Origin of the sequence: Bacillus aerolatus, from assembly GCF_009183655.1 — a bacterium.
Classification (GTDB): Bacteria; Bacillota; Bacilli; order Bacillales; family Domibacillaceae; genus Pseudobacillus; species Pseudobacillus aerolatus.
In genome coordinates this window covers 138,398-153,904 of sequence record NZ_WEIO01000002.1, presented here as the reverse complement: position 1 = coordinate 153,904, position 15,507 = coordinate 138,398, and the positions used below count along the sequence as shown (strand labels likewise).

Sequence of the window (15,507 nt, the reverse complement as noted above, 5' to 3'; positions counted from 1 at the left end):
CGCATTTTACTTGTTTGAGTATACCATTTCTCCTAAAAAAGGAAAAACGTTGCGCTTCATATGTCTTATTTACTTTCAAGTCCTTTAATCATATGATACACGGTTTCCAGCACCGGAACATCGACTTTGTTCTTTGCTGCTTGTGAAAGAACGTAACCAACGATAGTCTCGATTTCAGTCGGACGGCCCGCTTCAATATCTCTCAGCATTGACGAACGATTAGCGGCAGTCGACCGGCATATATTTACAACTTCATTCCATGCTGATACGTTCGTTTTATCCTTGAATACAGCTGCGAACTCTTTAAAAACCGATTCTGCTAGTTTTAAATAATGCGGATTTTCTACAAGCTCGCCGTTTGTAATGCGTAAAATCGCTGTTAACGGATTAATTACCGTGTTGGCTGCCATTTTTTCAAGCAGCATTGATTCATAGTCCGGACGCCATTCAAAAGGAAAAACATCGGCTGTTTGTTTCGTTATTGTATAGATCGCCTGAGGATCTCCGCGATACACCGCTACATTCGTTTTTCCGCGTCCCCGGACGTCAACACGGCCAGGGCCGGTTTTAAGCATTCCGTGTTTAACGGCCGCCACAAAAATGAAAGGCTGCGGCAATGGTTCCAATTGAGTTAAATGGCCCATCCCATTTTGCAGGAATACGAGCGCTGTATTCAAGGCTGCTTTTTCAAGAACAGGAAGAACCGGCAACAGCTCATATTGTTTCACAGCGATGAACAAACAATCCGGCGAATGCTCAATCAGCTGATCTACTTGTCTTGCTTGAACAAAATGCGCCGTCTCTTTTCCATTTTCATTTACAGTGATCCCTTGTTTATTAATGGCTGCCGCCTGCTCTTTCGTTCTCGTAAAGAGTGTGACAGGGAACCATTGTGCCAAATTGGCTGCAAAAAACAGTCCGACAGCACCGCCGCCGAGAACTCCGATTTTCACTCTGTTTAACCCCTTTCACAAGTATTTTGCAATTCATTAAGTAAATACCCCAATTTGTAAGCGTTCCCAAAGTGGGTATTCAATTCTGTGTTCTTCTATTATATAATGAATATAATCTTATAAAAGATTAATAAATAAGTCATTACTTTTTATACAACTAGAGGAGGATTAATATAATGGCATTAACAGTTGAAAATCTTAAATTAAATTTCAAAACGATGGAAGAATTTAAAGGCTTCAAGGAATATGGATTAGAGGAGCTTTCCATGCTTGAAGAACTTCAAATTATTATGGTTGAAGACAATTCATCTTCCCCATTTTACGGTATTTATTACGGCGATAAGCTCGCTGCCCGCATGTGCCTTTACGTAAAAAAAGACGGAGCCCGCCTTTTAGAAAACGGATCCGATCAATACTTAGAAATTTGGAAGCTTGAAGTGCTGCCTCAATACCAGCATAAAGGCTTTGGATTAAAATTAGTCGAATTTGCCAAGTCTTTCAGCTTACCAATTTTAACAAAACCTAGAGTCAAATCACACACATTTTGGGAAAAGATGGATTTTTCTTCCCTTTCAGAAAGCAGCTCTCGTTTAATTTGGAATCCGGCAGCAACGACGAGCCAAAAAATTAGCTGACTGCTTTTTAGATTGTACAAGGTTGTCCCGTAAATGCCTGGTTCCCCCTTCGCAAGCCAAAATATAGTATTTCAACCATTGTTTTATACTATATATAGCGGGGGAGATACCTGGCTCTTCGCTTTTGGGACAGCCTTTTTTTGCATTTTTATTGTTTTTTATTCAAGAACAGATCTACTGCTTGATGGTGATCATCTTTAGCCCAAAGCACTGCGCATTGCCGTACCTCCTGCATGATGCGTTCGCGCAGACGGCTTTCTTCCCATTTACGGATCTGAATTTGCTTGTAGGCAGATAAAACACCGCTATGTATCGATAGTTCTTTTTCTAAAAAGCGCTCTGCTTCTTCGTAGTTTGCCTGATCAACTACTTGGTTAATTAACCCGATATGATCCAGCTGTTCCGCCCGGTAAACAGCCGCTTCAGCCAGTAATTTCAAAGCATGTGGAGCATTAATTCGTTCAAATAGCAGCGTACCACCACCCCATCCCGTCGTAATCGCTAAGCTTCCCTGGATAAATCCAAGCTTTGCCCCTATTTTCGCTATTCGAAAATCACAAGCAGTTGCTATTTCACATCCCCCGCCTACCGCTGTTCCGTTGATCAGCGCAATCGTCGGCTTCGGCAGTACAGCAAGACTGTATAAGATTTCTCCCATTTTAGACAGCATCCCATACGCTTCTTCTTCTGTGCGCAGTTCATGAAAAACAGATAAATCACCACCTGAACAAAAAGCCTGTTCGCCTTCACCAGTAATAACAAGAGCCCGGATATCTTCTGCTTTCGCCCGTTCGATTGCCTCCTGCAAGCCTTCCATCACTTTAAAGTTTACTGCATTTCTTTTCTCGGCCCGGTTTATTTTAAAAACTAACAGGCCACTATGTAATTGTTCGATATAATAATCCATTTTATTCCCTCCCCTCTATATTGTAGCTTTTCTGACAGGATGCCTTCAATATATAAATAAAAAACGCGAAGAGCCATGGTCTCTTCGCGTTTTTTACAAGCAGGATCAGCAGGTAAACAAATCAATTATTTGCTTACTACTTCTTTTCCTTTATATGTTCCGCACTCTTTACATACACGGTGAGCTAATTTCATTTCACCGCAGTTCGGGCATGCTGTCATACCAGGTACTTGCAATTTAAAGTGTGTACGGCGTTTGTTCTTTTTAGTCGTAGATGTTCTTCTAAAAGGTACTGCCATTATTTCCACCTCCTTAAAAGAGAATGTAAGTATATGAAGCCAGAATTAGCTGGTACTTCTCCATTTTTACTTTTTATCCGATTTAAAAAAATCAGCCAGTCCTGCTAATCGCGGGTCCACTTTGTTTTCCTCTGCTGGAGCCTGTTCCTCGCCCTGGTATTCCCAGCCTTTTCCCGAAGAAATAATGTGCTGGTCGGCTTCTTCACTAATGACTTGCATCGGCACTTCAAGAAGAATCTCTTCTTCAAGAACCGGTTTCAAATCAACGACATCGCCTTTCACCAAATGAATATCCTCATTCTCCTGATACTCACTGAACAAAGAAGCTTTCAAAATAAACGTTTCCATCAAAGAAAATTCAAAAGAGTACTCCACATCAACAAGCGTACGCGAACACGGCAAAATCATGCATCCTTTCACGTTCAAGTGAAAAGTGACCTTATCTGCACTAATATCCGCTCTCCCTGTTACATGAACTGGAGGCAAACTTCTAATCTCCGCTTCGCGGGCTTCCAAATGGCTCATATCCACCATTTCATCAATCACTAAGCCCGTATCACGAAATTTTTGTAACTGAATAATTGACCATTTCATCATCATCACCTCAAGGCAACAAAAGTAATTATAGCTTTCACAAAAACGTTTGTCAATATATTTTCTTTACACTATTGAAATGCGGAAGCGGCCGTTTAGAATCGGCAGACATAAGATGGACCGCCGAAGTGGCGCTCTCTGCCACACAGGCGTGCCAGCTTATGACCGAGAGGCTGGCCGTTGCAGCTGGACAATAGAAATGCGGAGCCGACTGTTTTGGAGCGACAAGAATACACATTGACATTTATAACACACTAAATGACAATAATAGTAGCACTATTCACTAACTATAACAAAGGAAAATTCAAATGAAAACAGTTGGCTTAGTTGTTGAGTATAATCCTTTTCATAACGGACATTTATATCATGCGCAAAAAGCACGTGAATCAACCGGAGCAGATGTGGTGATCGCTGTGATGAGCGGACATTTTCTGCAGCGAGGCGAACCGGCTCTCGTTAATAAATGGGCGCGTACGCGTATGGCTCTTCAAAACGGCGTAGATATCGTTGTTGAATTGCCATATGCGTTCTCAGTTCAGAAAGCAGAGTATTTTTCCAATGGAGCTATTTCCATTCTACATGGACTTTTTTGCGAATCGTTTTGTTTTGGCAGCGAGAATGGCCACATAGCTCCTTTTCTACAAACTCTTCAGCAAATGAAAGAGAAATCTCACTTACTGGAACCGCTTATTCATCAATATATGAATAAGGGCTTTAGCTTTCCAAAAGCCCAGACGCTGGCCCGGGAAGAGCTGTTTGAAAACAAGCTGCCATTAGACCTCTCCAGGCCAAACAATATATTAGGCTTCCACTACATTCGGGCAAATAATACTCTCCAGAAGCCAATGAAGCCGCTTACCATTACACGCCAGCAAGCTGACTTTCATGAAGAAACGTTAGGCAGCCAATCAATAGCAAGCGCTACCGGCATCCGAAAAGCGATTTTTGAGAAACAAAACGGACTCAGTACTATTGAACAATACGTCCCTGCTGCTACACTAGAAGTAATAGCTCAATACTTAAATAAGTACGGAAAGCTTCATCATTGGGACTTATACTGGCCGCTCTTGCAATACCGTCTGCTGTCAAGTTCAGCAGCTGAATTAGCGAACATCTATGATGTGGCAGAAGGCATTGAGCACCGGTTAAAAGAAGCATCCCTCCGAGCCCAGAATTTTTCTGAATTTATGCAGTCCGTAAAAACAAAACGGTACACATGGACGCGTATACAGCGCATGCTCGTCCATATCCTTCTCCACGTATCAAAAGAAGACATGGCGGCCGCAATCGAATCAGTGCGCTATGTTCGTCTTCTTGGGATGAATGGGCAAGGCCGTGAATATCTCAATCGAATCAAAAAGAACATGGAGCTTCCTTTAATCACACGTGCCGCTTCTTACAAAGAAGCGCTTGCTCTTGATGTAAAAGCAGCTGAAGTGTACGCATTGGGCTTGCCGCCCCATTCATCTCATTCCCTTCTTCAAAGTGAATTTAACGAGCCGCCGATTATTTTGCCTTAAATCATAAAAAAGCTGCCTCGCAAGTGCCTGGCTCCTCCTCTGCAATCTAGTGTTTTATACTATATATTGAGGGAGGTGCCTGGCTTTTTACTTTCGAGTCAGCTTTTTTACTTTCTAGTCAGCAAATAGTCCAGCGCTTCACCAAACGTATGAACCGGTACAATTTTCATGTCCGTACCAATGTCTTTTGCTGTTTTTACCGCTTCTTGATAATTAGGCACAATACCTGGTACTTGTTTTTTTAACTCCGGTGAAATTTCATCATTCGGTGCGAGAAAAATTTCTGCACCTGCTTTATCGGCTGCTACAACTTTTTGCGCAATTCCTCCGATCCGTCCCACTTTTCCACCCGGATCGATCGTTCCTGTTCCGGCAATTTTCCGCCCCTCTGCAATATCTTCCTCAACGAGCTGATTATAAATTTCAAGGCTGAACATCAACCCGGCTGAAGGGCCTCCAATTGATTCCGCTTTTAATTTCACTTCCGGCGTGCTTATCAGCTTTTTCTGATCGGCGAGACTAATGCCGATTCCCGGCTTTTCATTGTTATTTCCAAATTTCTTCAGCGGGATGTTCTTTTCTATTTTTTCTTTCTCTCTCATAACTGTAATCGTTACTTCTTCACCTGGCTGTTTCGTCTGGATGTAATCAATAAACTGCCGGGATGATCTAAATTCTTTGCCGTCCACAGCGACTATGCGGTCTCCTGCCTCCAACACACCTTCAGCTGGCATGCCTGGGAAAACATTCAATACGTACACTCCTTGATAACGAAAGGTATAAGGTCTTTTTGCCGCATCAAACGCGACTGTGATCGCATTCTGCTGTGAACTATCCATTAAATATTGTTGCCGGACGTTATATTCTTCATTAGACTCATGTGGACTGCGCACTTCCTCCACAGGAACAATTTCTTCATAATCACGCACAGAAGCTACCGCGTAAGAGATAACATTCGCTTCACCCATTTTAATCGTCGTCAGCATTAATGTGCCAGCATCTTTTTCTCCGCCCGCCACTTCGACAATCGGTTTTAGTTCGTGGGCATCGCCTGGTTTCATCACATAATAAGGTAAATCGATAAAAACAGCCCCGATTAATAAAAGCAAAAAAACATAAGCCAAAGGCATCCATTTATTTTTCATGCAGCTGCTCCTTCCAGCGTTCCATCTCTGCTAAAATTTCTGGTATTCGTTGTTGAGTTTCTTTTTCCCCCGCAGTAATGATTTCTTCGATATGAGTAAATGTTTTTGAGCTATACATTCCAACGGGCGGGCGGATCATCACGTTGGAAGCATTCTGTCGATTGGCGATCATTTCGAGCTGCAAAATATCGATACTTTGCATAATGACATCAAAAATAGTTTGTATTTCAGCATTTTTTTTTACTGACGACACATCGACTCCGATGACAATATCTGCGCCCATTTCTTTTACAACAGATACAGGTACCCGGTCAATCACACCGCCATCGACTAGCAAGCGCCCATTTATTTTTTCAGGAACAAAAATTCCAGGAATCGCAATACTCGCTCTAACAGCATCAGCAATTGGCCCTGTTTTAAACACCACTTTTTCTGCTTTTTTAATATCTGTCGCTACGATAGCTATCGGAATCTTTAATTCTTCAATGTGTTTCCCATGAGTAAATAAGCGGATAAAGCTTTTTATTTTCTTGCCGGCGATAAACCCCATTTTAGGAATAATAAAGTCGAGAAAATACTTTCTGCGAAACGCCGTTGATAATTTATGCAGCTGCTCCATGTCGTGGCCCGCACCATATAAACTAGCGACGAAAGAACCCATACTGCTGCCCGCGATCATATCAACAGGAATATCGGCTTCCTTCAGTGCTTTTAAAACACCAATATGCGCAAACCCTCTCGCGCTTCCTGCTCCAAGAGCGATACCTATTTTCGGTCGAGACAATATGTGACCCCCCATACACGGATTTCTCTTTTAAGCTATGGTCTATTTCCCATTTGTATGAGTATATTGATTAAAAACAGGACAAGTTTCTTCATCATTTCCATTCTTAAGTTTTTCCACTCACTAATGCCATTTTACCTGAATTAAAAGGGGAATCCTAGAACAGAGCCTGATTTTCGGAGAACAGGAGGTATTGCTATTTGACTTCTACTCAGGCAAAAACAATTCTTTTGGCAGTCAGCGTCACCGCTTTTGCCAGTTCGTTAATTATCTTTCCCGAAATATCATTTGAAGCATCGATTAGGGGACTGAATATGTGGTGGGAAATTGTCTTCCCTTCGCTGCTTCCGTTCTTTATTGTTTCTGAAATGATGATCGGTCTTGGTGTCGTCAACTTTATTGGTATTTTACTTGAGCCGTTCATGCGCCCTCTTTTTAAAGTACCTGGAGCTGGAGGGTTTGTATGGGCAATGGCGATGGCTTCCGGCTTTCCTTCAGGAGCCAAACTGACAGCACGGCTTCGTCAAAGCGGGGAATTGACTCAAATTGAAGCCGAACGCCTTGTCTCCTTTACGAACTCATCCAATCCGCTTTTTATTTTCGGGGCCGTTTCAGTCGGTTTTTTTTACGATCCCCATCTTGGCCTCTTACTTGCTGCGGCTCACTATGGCGGAAACTTCCTTGTCGGATTAACGATGAGATTTTACGGATTAGATAAAGAAAAAAAAGTCATTTCTACATCCTCATTTTCCTTAGCATCGGCTTTTTCTGCCATGTACGAAGCGAGGCAGCAAGACCGCCGGCCACTCGGCAAACTGATGGGAGATGCCGTTCTCTCTTCTGTCCAGACTTTACTTATGATCGGCGGATTTATTATTCTTTTTTCAGTTTTGAACAAAATTCTCTTTCACGTAAAGGTCACTTCTTTACTGGCGGCGGGAGCAGCTAAATTATTTTTACTAGTTCATCTTCCTCCAGAATTGAGTATCCCATTTATTGCCGGTCTATTTGAAATTACCCTTGGCAGCCAAATGATCAGCCAAATTCAGCAAGCCGATCTTATGCAGCAAGTGATCGTTGTCAGCTTTGTGCTCGCTTTCAGCGGGCTGAGCGTCCATGCTCAAGTTGGCAGTATACTGGCTGAAACTGATATCCGTTTTCGCCCATTTATATTTGCACGCTTTCTCCATGGTTTGTACGCGGCTTTTTTTACGTTTTTATTATGGAAACCTGTCTATGAACAATCTATTAGTCAGAAAGGTGCACAGCCTGCTATCCCAGTCTTTCTTTTCGAAAAAACGGCATGGGATAAACTTCTTTTTTATTTGCAGCAAATAGGACCGCTCTTTACGATTTGTATGCTGGCAGCTTATGTATTCATTTATGCAGCTACTAAAAAGAATAATAAAAACACCCTTTAGATGAGGGTGTTTTTAAACAGCTGCATACAACATGCCGGGCATATCATGCTTATTATCTATTCCATTTACTTTTTGCCCTTAACGCTGCTTCTACGGCCGGCGGCACAAGATCTGAAATATCGGCGTTATATTTTGCTACTTCTTTTACGATGCTGGAACTAAGAAAGGAGTACTGGCTGTTCGTCATCATAAAAAATGTTTCTAACTGATCGTCGAGCACTCTATTCATGGAGGTGATTTGCATTTCATATTCGAAATCTGAAACAGCCCGCAAGCCGCGCAAAATCGCGTTCGCTTTTATTCCTCTGGCATATTCAACTAACAATCCGTTGTAACTATCCACTTCTACGTTTGGCAGATGCTTCGTGACCTCGCTGATCAGTTCTTTCCGCTCTTCTACAGAGAAAAGCGGTGCTTTTGAAGAATTGCTTAAAGTCACAACGTATACTTTATCAAAAATTTTTGCGCCTCTTTGAATAATGTCTAAATGTCCATTCGTAATAGGATCAAAACTCCCCGGACAAACGGCAACACTTGCCATTGGTGCCCCCCCTTTATTCGTTTCCCCATTTAAAAATCGATACACGGATCATGCCGTATGTTTCCACCCTCACTTGATGCAGCCCGCCTATTTCTTCTGAAAGAAAATGGTCTGAGCCGTGTTCACATACAATAAAGCCGTTCTTTGCGAGCAGCTGCTTTTCCTCGATCCATATCAACAATCTTTCTAACTGTTGCTTTTTATATGGGGGATCTAAAAAAATGCCGTCAAAAATAAGTCCACGCTTCGTCACTGCTTTCATCGCCCGCTCTGCATCATTCCTGTACACTTCGCTGTTTTCTGCAAAACGGCAAGCAGCTAAATTTGCTTTCACCGTTTGAACCGCTTTCATATCGCGGTCGACGAAGATCATTTTCGAAAATCCTCTGCTCAACGCTTCTATCCCAAGACCGCCGCTTCCGGCAAAAAGATCAAGCCCGATGCCGCCGGAGAAATAAGGACCAATCATATTAAAGATGGATTCTTTCACTTTATCAGTCGTCGGACGTGTATCCTTTCCTGAAACAGCTTTTAACGGAATGCCTTTTTGCGTTCCTGATATCACTCTCATATGTATTCACCATTCGCAAAGATTTTCTTTTTTATGTTACCATAACTCATTCAGTGAATCCAGAAGGTTTCTTTCATCTACATCCAGCAACTTTTTTAAAAATAACGTTTAAAACCTCTTTAAATAGTCCATATTACTAATAACAACATCACTCGGGATGTTGTCGATCACGGAGAAAGCTTATATTCCCCATGAGTTCTTTCTCCAGTTTCTCCTCTCCCTTTGCCTTCTGTCTGATTTGGACATAGAAGGGCCCTGCTGAACGGTTCAGCAGGGCATTTTTTTATAAATCTAGTCCCTCCGCATTGATCGCCTTTTCATTTTGAATGGAAACTAGCTTGTTTCAAAGGCTCCTGCTGCCAATACAACTCACCGGGGCTGCCACTTCCTTGAAACATATAATAATCAATCAAATCAAGTTTTTTTATTTCTGCTGTTCCCAGACTCGAAAACCACATGCCAGTTCTTATTTTTTTCTCTGTAAAATGAAGAGTCGTGTTTTCTGCTTTTGCATCTTTCAGTTTAATAAACCAATCCGACAATACGAAGGAAGATCCTAAAGGTGGCATTTTTAATGCATAAGAAATGGTTAATGTTTCCCCATCAGGAGTAATCAAAGCACCCTGTCCTCTGAAAGAACAGTTGCCTTCTTTCTTTTTACAAGCTGCATTCAAGGCACTGGCAGGCAGTATGACAGATAAAGGCTGACCCGCCTCTAAACCAATAAATGTGTGCTTGATGGATAACCCTGTATGATTATGCTCTAAATGAATCTCCTGATCTAACTGCCATTCTTGATAAGCTCTAGAGACTTTTTCATAGCTTATCCATTGAATGAGCAATATTGCCCCGGAAATAGCCGTTAAAAAAAGAATAAAAAATAAAGATTTTTTCAACATATGACTCTCGCCTTTTATAGTTAATTAATCACAATTATAAAATAGTTATTTATCCCTGTAAACAGATTAAAATTTACGCTTTTGTAAGATGCCGGCTTTCTTTTTCTCTGCTTGAGTTTATTTTCTCGTAAAGGTACAATTGGAATGGCTTTCAGAAGATTTTCAATTGGAAATGGAGGATTCATCTTGATTCAGCGATTTATTGAACTTGGAGAAGGTTATTCAGATTTATATGAACTTATTGAATTAGCCCGTAACAATAAACACCGGTTAATGCATATGATTGCCTTACATTCATCAACAGGCAGCCGCTCCGTGACTTCTCTTGCAGTGATTCTTTCACCGACAGACCCGGGGAATTTCCAACCGATTTACATATGCCGGGAAGGAATCCCTCATCCGCACGATACCCCAAATAAGCGCTTTGATTTATTCAAGGAAACAGCGGAGACATTAAACCAATCACTCATTGAAATGGATGTAAAATCGTCTGCTGCCTTTGCAGAAACCGAGCTTTATTTTCAATATTTAATCGGCATCCTGCGGCTCAATCATTTGTTGGCCCCTATGGATTAAAGAACAAATGCGCCAGCGCCTTGATCAGACCCGACAAGCAAAGTTATCCATAATTCGATTATTTATAGCTTCCAAACAATAAAAAAAGCGGGGATAGCCTCCCTGCTTTTTTATACGCCAATTTTATAGTCATATTCTTTCGCTTTATCAGGTTTCGAATTTTCATACTCCGTTTTTAAAAACGGCTTAAAGGACGGCTCCACTTTTTTAACAAACGACAGTGTGTTAAGCTTCTCCATCACTTCTTCTAACTCATCCTGATTGCAATAAACTACCGCATATTTCATACGCTTCGACACATAGTGAACGTTCCCGTATTTCCGCAGCGATTTAATCGGTTTCGTATTATGCAGCCAAACAATGACAGCCTGTCGTTCAATAAACATAGTATCTCCCTCTAAACTAGTATATTAAGCAGAACAGCCGCAGCCTCCGCCGGTTCCACAACTGCCGCCACAGCTTGAACCTAATGAGAAGAATGGATTGCCGGACGGTACTTTAATTCCCTTAGATACAGCATGGCCAATCAGCACGCTAATTTCATCAAGCAACGTTTGCAGTTCTTTTTCAGCCACTCGAAAAGCGGCCACATTGTCATCTAAATCCATTTCTCTTTTTGCTTCCCTTACTTCTTTCATCACCCTGCTGTAGTCGGGATGATAGCGGCCAAACCTCTGAACTTCTTCATACTGCTCTTTCAATCGGCTAAAACGATTGATTTTCCCTTTTGTTTCTAAGTTTGTATATAAACGAAAGTAACAGGACTGATACTTTTGAGCCACATCTGATTCTAAAATCATTTGTCCAAGCTGTTCGGCCTGTTCTACTGTTTTTATTTTTTCAATTGTAGCAGTAAGCAAATTGCCCACCTCCATTCCCCTATTTTAACATATTATTTCATAAAGAAAACTATTTATGGGATGGATACGGTAAACGTTTTTTCATAACCGAGCGGACGATTGCGTGCATCTGTTAATTTAATATCTACTTGGTGTTTTCCCGGAGCTAGTCCTTTCACGATAAAAGCTGCCGTATGGTACGTGTTATAATGATGGCCGTTCACGTAAACAGAAACTTGGCCTTTCGTCTGAGAATTTGTCCCATTTCCTGAAAAAGAAACACCTGGCACAACTAATTCAACAAATACGCTCTGTCCTCTTAATAAGTGCCGGACGGTCCAGTTATTATTGTTCGCCTGTGCCTCTGCTTCACTCACTGAAGCAGAGGGAGAAATTGCTTCCGGTTCAGGAAAGTTTTGTTTGCACCCTGCTAGAACGATTACGGTAACGATCATTATCATCCACTTCATTGCCCACACTCCTTTTTTGGATAGTGTGCGCACATTCACTAATTTTATTGATTATTTTCGCCCGTTTCTTCTGAAGAAGCTGGTGTATCAGATGTCGTTTGAGAAAATTGGGCATTCATCATGTAAAATAAGGCAGAAGCCATTTGCAGTCCGTTATTTAAACGCTCTACCCGGTCTGGAAACGTTTTTTTATGAAATTGAAGACTAGCCCGCTCAAAACTTTCGATTTGATAAGGATGGCGGCTTAATAACCTGTACCAAGATGGTTCTTTTCTTAAATAATCGTGCCACTCTTTATTTTGCTTAATCATTTCCATTATTTCTTGTCTCATGACTGTACTCCTTTATTTAAATTGCCCGTCATCTTTCTTCTTACTTTCCTTGCTTTGCTTCTCCACTAAATCAGCCAAGTATATTTGTGCCATCTCTAACATTCCTTGCATATCCGACACAATGCTGTTCCACTTTTCCCCGTCAAATGACGATAATGACGCAATCAATTTTCCAAACCAATCTCCTGAAAAGCCATTACTTTGTGCCTCATTATCTTTTTTAACCCCCTCTTCCCGCACCACATCTCCCGATCGATGCCACTCTTCAAACAGCTCCTGTAACGTCGTGTGCCGCTCCTGTACCATCCTCTTTAAATCCGGACGCCCTTTCATAAATTCTTTAAACTCTTCCACATGCGGATGTAACGAATGATTTTTCACTCTGCATCCCCCGCCCAACAGATTTGCTACTAATACATTATGGAAGATAAGCCAAAAAGTGAAAAAATATTTTAATTGCCCCATTCATGATAATATTAAAGAAAAGCGGAAGTGCCTGTTCTGCTCCGGCAGGCAAATGTTCTTCCCTCAAAGAAGTCGCTCTTGGACTTCATTGAGGGGAGGTTATTTGACCCGAGGAGCAAGGCACTGCAGCTGGACAGTAGAAAAGCGGAAGGCGCTCGTTCAGCCCGATAGCGGATTTATAGCTCTGGACGAGAAGTCCCGTTCTTGGACTTCGACAGAGAGAGCGAAATCAGCGTACGGGCTAGCGCCTGCAGCTGGACAATCGAAAAGCGAAGCCGACTGATCTGGGGCGAAGCTGGACAAAGAAAAGCGGGAGGAGAAAACAATCATATGAAAGATAAAATCTATTCGCTGATTGAACAAAGCATTCAGCAATCAGATGAAAAGGAACTGAAAGTATTGGAACAAATGCTGGAAGGCTATTTGGAGAAAGTAGAAGGGAAAGGTACTTACATAGGAAGGCTCTTGCAAATGGAAAGAACCGTTAGTGGAAATGAGTGTGAAATCCAAATGCCTATTACTGATTTATCAAACAACTCGCTTCATATCATTCATGGAGGAGTGACAGCTACTGTGCTCGATTCGGCTATGGGTTCTGCCGCCTATACTGCTGTCCCTGAAGGTTATGCAACTGTCACGTCTAACTTAAATATTCATTACATCGCACCTGGAAAAGGCGATCAGCTAACTGTGAAAGCCCGCATTGTACATAAAGGTTCGAAAACAATCGTTGTTGAAGGAGAAGCTGTGAGAGATGACGGGAAAAAAATAGCACACGCAACAGGAAGTTTTTTCCTTTTAAAGAGAAATTAACTTGAAATGCAGCTGTTACTAATAACAGCTGCATTTCCTTTTATCTTGCGATGAAGTTTTGCGTATAGTATTGCCGATACACACCTACACCTAATAAGGTAAAATCTTTTTCCAGCAGAGCGGACCGATGATCTTTCGAGTTCAGCCAGCCTTCCACCGCAGCGGGACCATCCGTGTAGTTAGCCGCTATATTTTCCCCTGCAAGCTGATAAATAACATCTGCCGTTTTCAGCCGATCACCCAAATCTCCGGCAGATGGAGATTCATGGGCAAAGTACTGCTTTTCGTACATTTCTTTACTATGTTTTTTTGCCACTGAAGCGGTTGCCGGTTCCCACGCAACTTGATTTAAGCCGTGTTTGTCTCGGATGATGTTTGTAAGGTCCAAAATTTGCTTTTCGCTTCCCTCTTCAATTTGTCCCCATAATGACTCAGGTATTTGGGGATCGGCAGGCAGTTCTCCACGATAAACCATTTCATAAGGCCGCTGTTTAATTAAATAGTCTTTCGTTAAAAAACGCACACTCGACAACGTGCCGGAAAATTTATCAATGTATAATTGCGCATAAATATCTCCAAGGATTACAATTGGCCTCATATTAAAATCTTCTTCCGACAACTCAAACCGATACGTACCTGTCTCATTTGTAACGACTACTTCCATTCCAAGATCATGTGTTTGAAAAATATCTCTGACAGGCTGCTCGATTTTGAATGGAGAAACATCGGTATCGCCGGCGGCATAGGCAGTCACCACTTTATTATTTTCTACTCCAAATTGTACATACTGATTGCCATTTTTATAGACCCACCATTCATAACCATAGGCTGAGGGATCCTTCCGGCTAGGCTCTCCCATTGCTTTTCTTAACAATACCGCTTCTTTGCCGATATAAGACCCTGAACCAGATGTTGGTTTTTCTGCTTTAGGCACAGGCTTGTCAGCACCTTCTAATTCTTTTTCTACATTCATATCTATCTTTGGAGGGTTTGATGTGGCAGAATTGTGCAGCACCTCGTTTTCTTCTCTTTCTTGGTTAAAATAAATACCCGCTATTAAAATGATGGACATGACCACTAAGATCCTGATAACTGAGCGCAGAAGACAACCTCCTTTCTTTCCTGCATGCTGGCATTATTACCTTATATTATTCACATTATAACATTATGCACAGGTTGTATCACACGCAACAATTTACTTGAAAAATACCGCCTCAGCTTCCGCTCCAAAAGGTGAGTTGTACGAAGGAGAAATATTCGCATAGTTCACTTCAATTCATTGCAAGAAATGCTTTTTTCGACTATTATTAAGATGGAGCGATAGACTGTAAGCACGGATATATACTAGAGGTACTTTAAGATATTCAGGAGGGATTTTTCATGAAATTTGAAAATACGGGATTAGAAAATTTACGGGTGGACTTTAACCGCTTGAACTATATTTGCAATTCCCACGGGTTGGTTCATGCAGGTCAGTGGGATTATGAGCGGGTAACATTTGACCGCAAATTTGAACTTAAAGAAGGTACATATTATTTACGCATTTTTGGTTATACTACCGAAGGCGACATCGGAGCATCCGAAGCTGTTGTACAACTTATGACTCCTCTATTAGGAAAACACTATTATCCACACGGAGTAGAATATGGAGAAGACGAGCATTTTCCGACTTCTTTAGTAGAAACATGTGAAAAAATTTTAGCTGATATTAAAAACGAAGCCAATCAATTTGCCCTTTAATAG

The 15,507-nt window shown here is 41.6% G+C and carries 22 protein-coding genes; 7 read left to right on the top strand and 15 right to left on the bottom strand.

What is annotated here, in order from left to right; genetic code table 11:
- Positions 1-65 precede the first annotated feature (65 nt).
- Positions 66-953: a 2-dehydropantoate 2-reductase gene (locus F9802_RS04400; protein ID WP_152149949.1), complete on the bottom strand. Its 888-nt coding sequence runs from the start codon at positions 951-953 to the stop codon at positions 66-68.
- A gap of 176 nt (positions 954-1,129) precedes the next feature.
- Between F9802_RS04400 and F9802_RS04395 the strand changes: the two genes are divergently transcribed.
- Positions 1,130-1,588 carry a GNAT family N-acetyltransferase gene (locus F9802_RS04395; protein WP_152149948.1) on the top strand — a complete coding sequence of 153 codons (459 nt, stop codon included), beginning with the start codon at positions 1,130-1,132 and terminating at the stop codon, positions 1,586-1,588.
- 148 nt (positions 1,589-1,736) lie between these two features.
- Here the strand turns inward: F9802_RS04395 and F9802_RS04390 are convergent, their stop codons facing one another.
- The 3 genes from F9802_RS04390 to F9802_RS04380 form a co-directional block, all read right to left on the bottom strand.
- Positions 1,737-2,495 carry an enoyl-CoA hydratase/isomerase family protein gene (locus F9802_RS04390; protein ID WP_152149947.1) on the bottom strand — a complete coding sequence of 253 codons (759 nt, stop codon included), beginning with the start codon at positions 2,493-2,495 and terminating at the stop codon, positions 1,737-1,739.
- A 125-nt stretch (positions 2,496-2,620) separates the two neighbouring features.
- Positions 2,621-2,794, bottom strand: coding sequence for a 50S ribosomal protein L32 (rpmF, locus tag F9802_RS04385; protein ID WP_152149946.1), 174 nt, complete (start codon positions 2,792-2,794; stop codon positions 2,621-2,623).
- 66 nt (positions 2,795-2,860) lie between these two features.
- The gene (locus tag F9802_RS04380) at positions 2,861-3,388 is read right to left on the bottom strand and encodes a YceD family protein (protein ID WP_152149945.1); all 528 of its coding nucleotides are present in this window, start codon (positions 3,386-3,388) and stop codon (positions 2,861-2,863) included.
- A gap of 308 nt (positions 3,389-3,696) precedes the next feature.
- Here F9802_RS04380 and F9802_RS04375 point away from each other — a divergent pair, with 308 nt between their 5' ends.
- Entirely contained in the window at positions 3,697-4,908 is a 1,212-nt protein-coding gene (locus tag F9802_RS04375) for a nucleotidyltransferase (RefSeq protein WP_152149944.1), read from the top strand.
- 107 nt (positions 4,909-5,015) lie between these two features.
- Here F9802_RS04375 and F9802_RS04370 read toward each other — a convergent pair whose 3' ends face one another.
- Together F9802_RS04370 and F9802_RS04365 are read right to left on the bottom strand one after the other, a co-directional pair.
- Positions 5,016-6,053, bottom strand: coding sequence for a SepM family pheromone-processing serine protease (locus tag F9802_RS04370; RefSeq protein WP_152149943.1), 1,038 nt, complete (start codon positions 6,051-6,053; stop codon positions 5,016-5,018).
- Positions 6,043-6,837, bottom strand: coding sequence for a patatin-like phospholipase family protein (locus tag F9802_RS04365; RefSeq protein ID WP_152149942.1), 795 nt, complete (start codon positions 6,835-6,837; stop codon positions 6,043-6,045). Before F9802_RS04365 ends, F9802_RS04370 begins: the two co-directional genes overlap by 11 nt.
- 200 nt (positions 6,838-7,037) lie before the next feature.
- Here F9802_RS04365 and ylbJ point away from each other — a divergent pair, with 200 nt between their 5' ends.
- Complete coding sequence (ylbJ, locus tag F9802_RS04360; RefSeq protein ID WP_152149941.1) at positions 7,038-8,258, top strand: sporulation integral membrane protein YlbJ; 1,221 nt, start codon at positions 7,038-7,040, stop codon at positions 8,256-8,258.
- A gap of 52 nt (positions 8,259-8,310) precedes the next feature.
- Here ylbJ and coaD read toward each other — a convergent pair whose 3' ends face one another.
- From coaD to F9802_RS04345, 3 genes are all read right to left on the bottom strand, one after another.
- Positions 8,311-8,799 carry a pantetheine-phosphate adenylyltransferase gene (gene coaD, locus F9802_RS04355; protein ID WP_152149940.1) on the bottom strand — a complete coding sequence of 163 codons (489 nt, stop codon included), beginning with the start codon at positions 8,797-8,799 and terminating at the stop codon, positions 8,311-8,313.
- 13 nt (positions 8,800-8,812) lie between these two features.
- A complete protein-coding gene (gene rsmD / locus F9802_RS04350) occupies positions 8,813-9,370 on the bottom strand; it encodes a 16S rRNA (guanine(966)-N(2))-methyltransferase RsmD (RefSeq protein ID WP_152149939.1) in 558 nt (185 codons plus the stop codon).
- A 317-nt stretch (positions 9,371-9,687) separates the two neighbouring features.
- Entirely contained in the window at positions 9,688-10,269 is a 582-nt protein-coding gene (locus F9802_RS04345; protein WP_152149938.1) for a hypothetical protein, read from the bottom strand.
- A gap of 186 nt (positions 10,270-10,455) precedes the next feature.
- Between F9802_RS04345 and F9802_RS04340 the strand changes: the two genes are divergently transcribed.
- Positions 10,456-10,845 carry a DUF7147 family protein gene (locus tag F9802_RS04340; protein ID WP_152149937.1) on the top strand — a complete coding sequence of 130 codons (390 nt, stop codon included), beginning with the start codon at positions 10,456-10,458 and terminating at the stop codon, positions 10,843-10,845.
- A 110-nt stretch (positions 10,846-10,955) separates the two neighbouring features.
- Here the strand turns inward: F9802_RS04340 and F9802_RS04335 are convergent, their stop codons facing one another.
- Genes F9802_RS04335 through ylbD form a run of 5 tightly spaced genes read right to left on the bottom strand, consistent with a single transcriptional unit; the run spans position 10,956 to position 12,867 of the window.
- On the bottom strand, positions 10,956-11,231 hold the full coding sequence (locus tag F9802_RS04335) for a YlbG family protein (RefSeq protein WP_152149936.1): 276 nt from the start codon (positions 11,229-11,231) through the stop codon (positions 10,956-10,958).
- A 24-nt stretch (positions 11,232-11,255) separates the two neighbouring features.
- On the bottom strand, positions 11,256-11,720 hold the full coding sequence (locus F9802_RS04330) for a YlbF family regulator (RefSeq protein WP_152149935.1): 465 nt from the start codon (positions 11,718-11,720) through the stop codon (positions 11,256-11,258).
- A gap of 38 nt (positions 11,721-11,758) precedes the next feature.
- A complete protein-coding gene (locus F9802_RS04325) occupies positions 11,759-12,154 on the bottom strand; it encodes a DUF6130 family protein (protein ID WP_152149934.1) in 396 nt (131 codons plus the stop codon).
- A gap of 44 nt (positions 12,155-12,198) precedes the next feature.
- A complete protein-coding gene (locus F9802_RS04320) occupies positions 12,199-12,486 on the bottom strand; it encodes a YlbE-like family protein (RefSeq protein WP_152149933.1) in 288 nt (95 codons plus the stop codon).
- Positions 12,487-12,498: 12 nt separating this feature from the next.
- A complete protein-coding gene (gene ylbD / locus F9802_RS04315; protein WP_191991761.1) occupies positions 12,499-12,867 on the bottom strand; it encodes a spore coat protein YlbD in 369 nt (122 codons plus the stop codon).
- A 187-nt stretch (positions 12,868-13,054) separates the two neighbouring features.
- Between ylbD and F9802_RS04310 the strand changes: the two genes are divergently transcribed.
- Together F9802_RS04310 and F9802_RS04305 are read left to right on the top strand one after the other, a co-directional pair.
- A complete protein-coding gene (locus tag F9802_RS04310) occupies positions 13,055-13,234 on the top strand; it encodes a hypothetical protein (protein ID WP_152149931.1) in 180 nt (59 codons plus the stop codon).
- A 47-nt stretch (positions 13,235-13,281) separates the two neighbouring features.
- Positions 13,282-13,764 (top strand): PaaI family thioesterase, encoded by a 483-nt coding sequence (locus F9802_RS04305; RefSeq protein WP_152149930.1) that lies wholly within the window; start codon positions 13,282-13,284, stop codon positions 13,762-13,764.
- Between the two features lie 40 nt (positions 13,765-13,804).
- On the opposite strand, the gene F9802_RS04300 is transcribed toward F9802_RS04305, so the two are convergent.
- Positions 13,805-14,866 carry a CAP domain-containing protein gene (locus tag F9802_RS04300; protein ID WP_152149929.1) on the bottom strand — a complete coding sequence of 354 codons (1,062 nt, stop codon included), beginning with the start codon at positions 14,864-14,866 and terminating at the stop codon, positions 13,805-13,807.
- A gap of 278 nt (positions 14,867-15,144) precedes the next feature.
- Between F9802_RS04300 and F9802_RS04295 the strand changes: the two genes are divergently transcribed.
- The gene (locus tag F9802_RS04295; RefSeq protein WP_152149928.1) at positions 15,145-15,504 is read left to right on the top strand and encodes a YugN family protein; all 360 of its coding nucleotides are present in this window, start codon (positions 15,145-15,147) and stop codon (positions 15,502-15,504) included.
- The last annotated feature ends 3 nt before the right edge of the window (positions 15,505-15,507 follow it).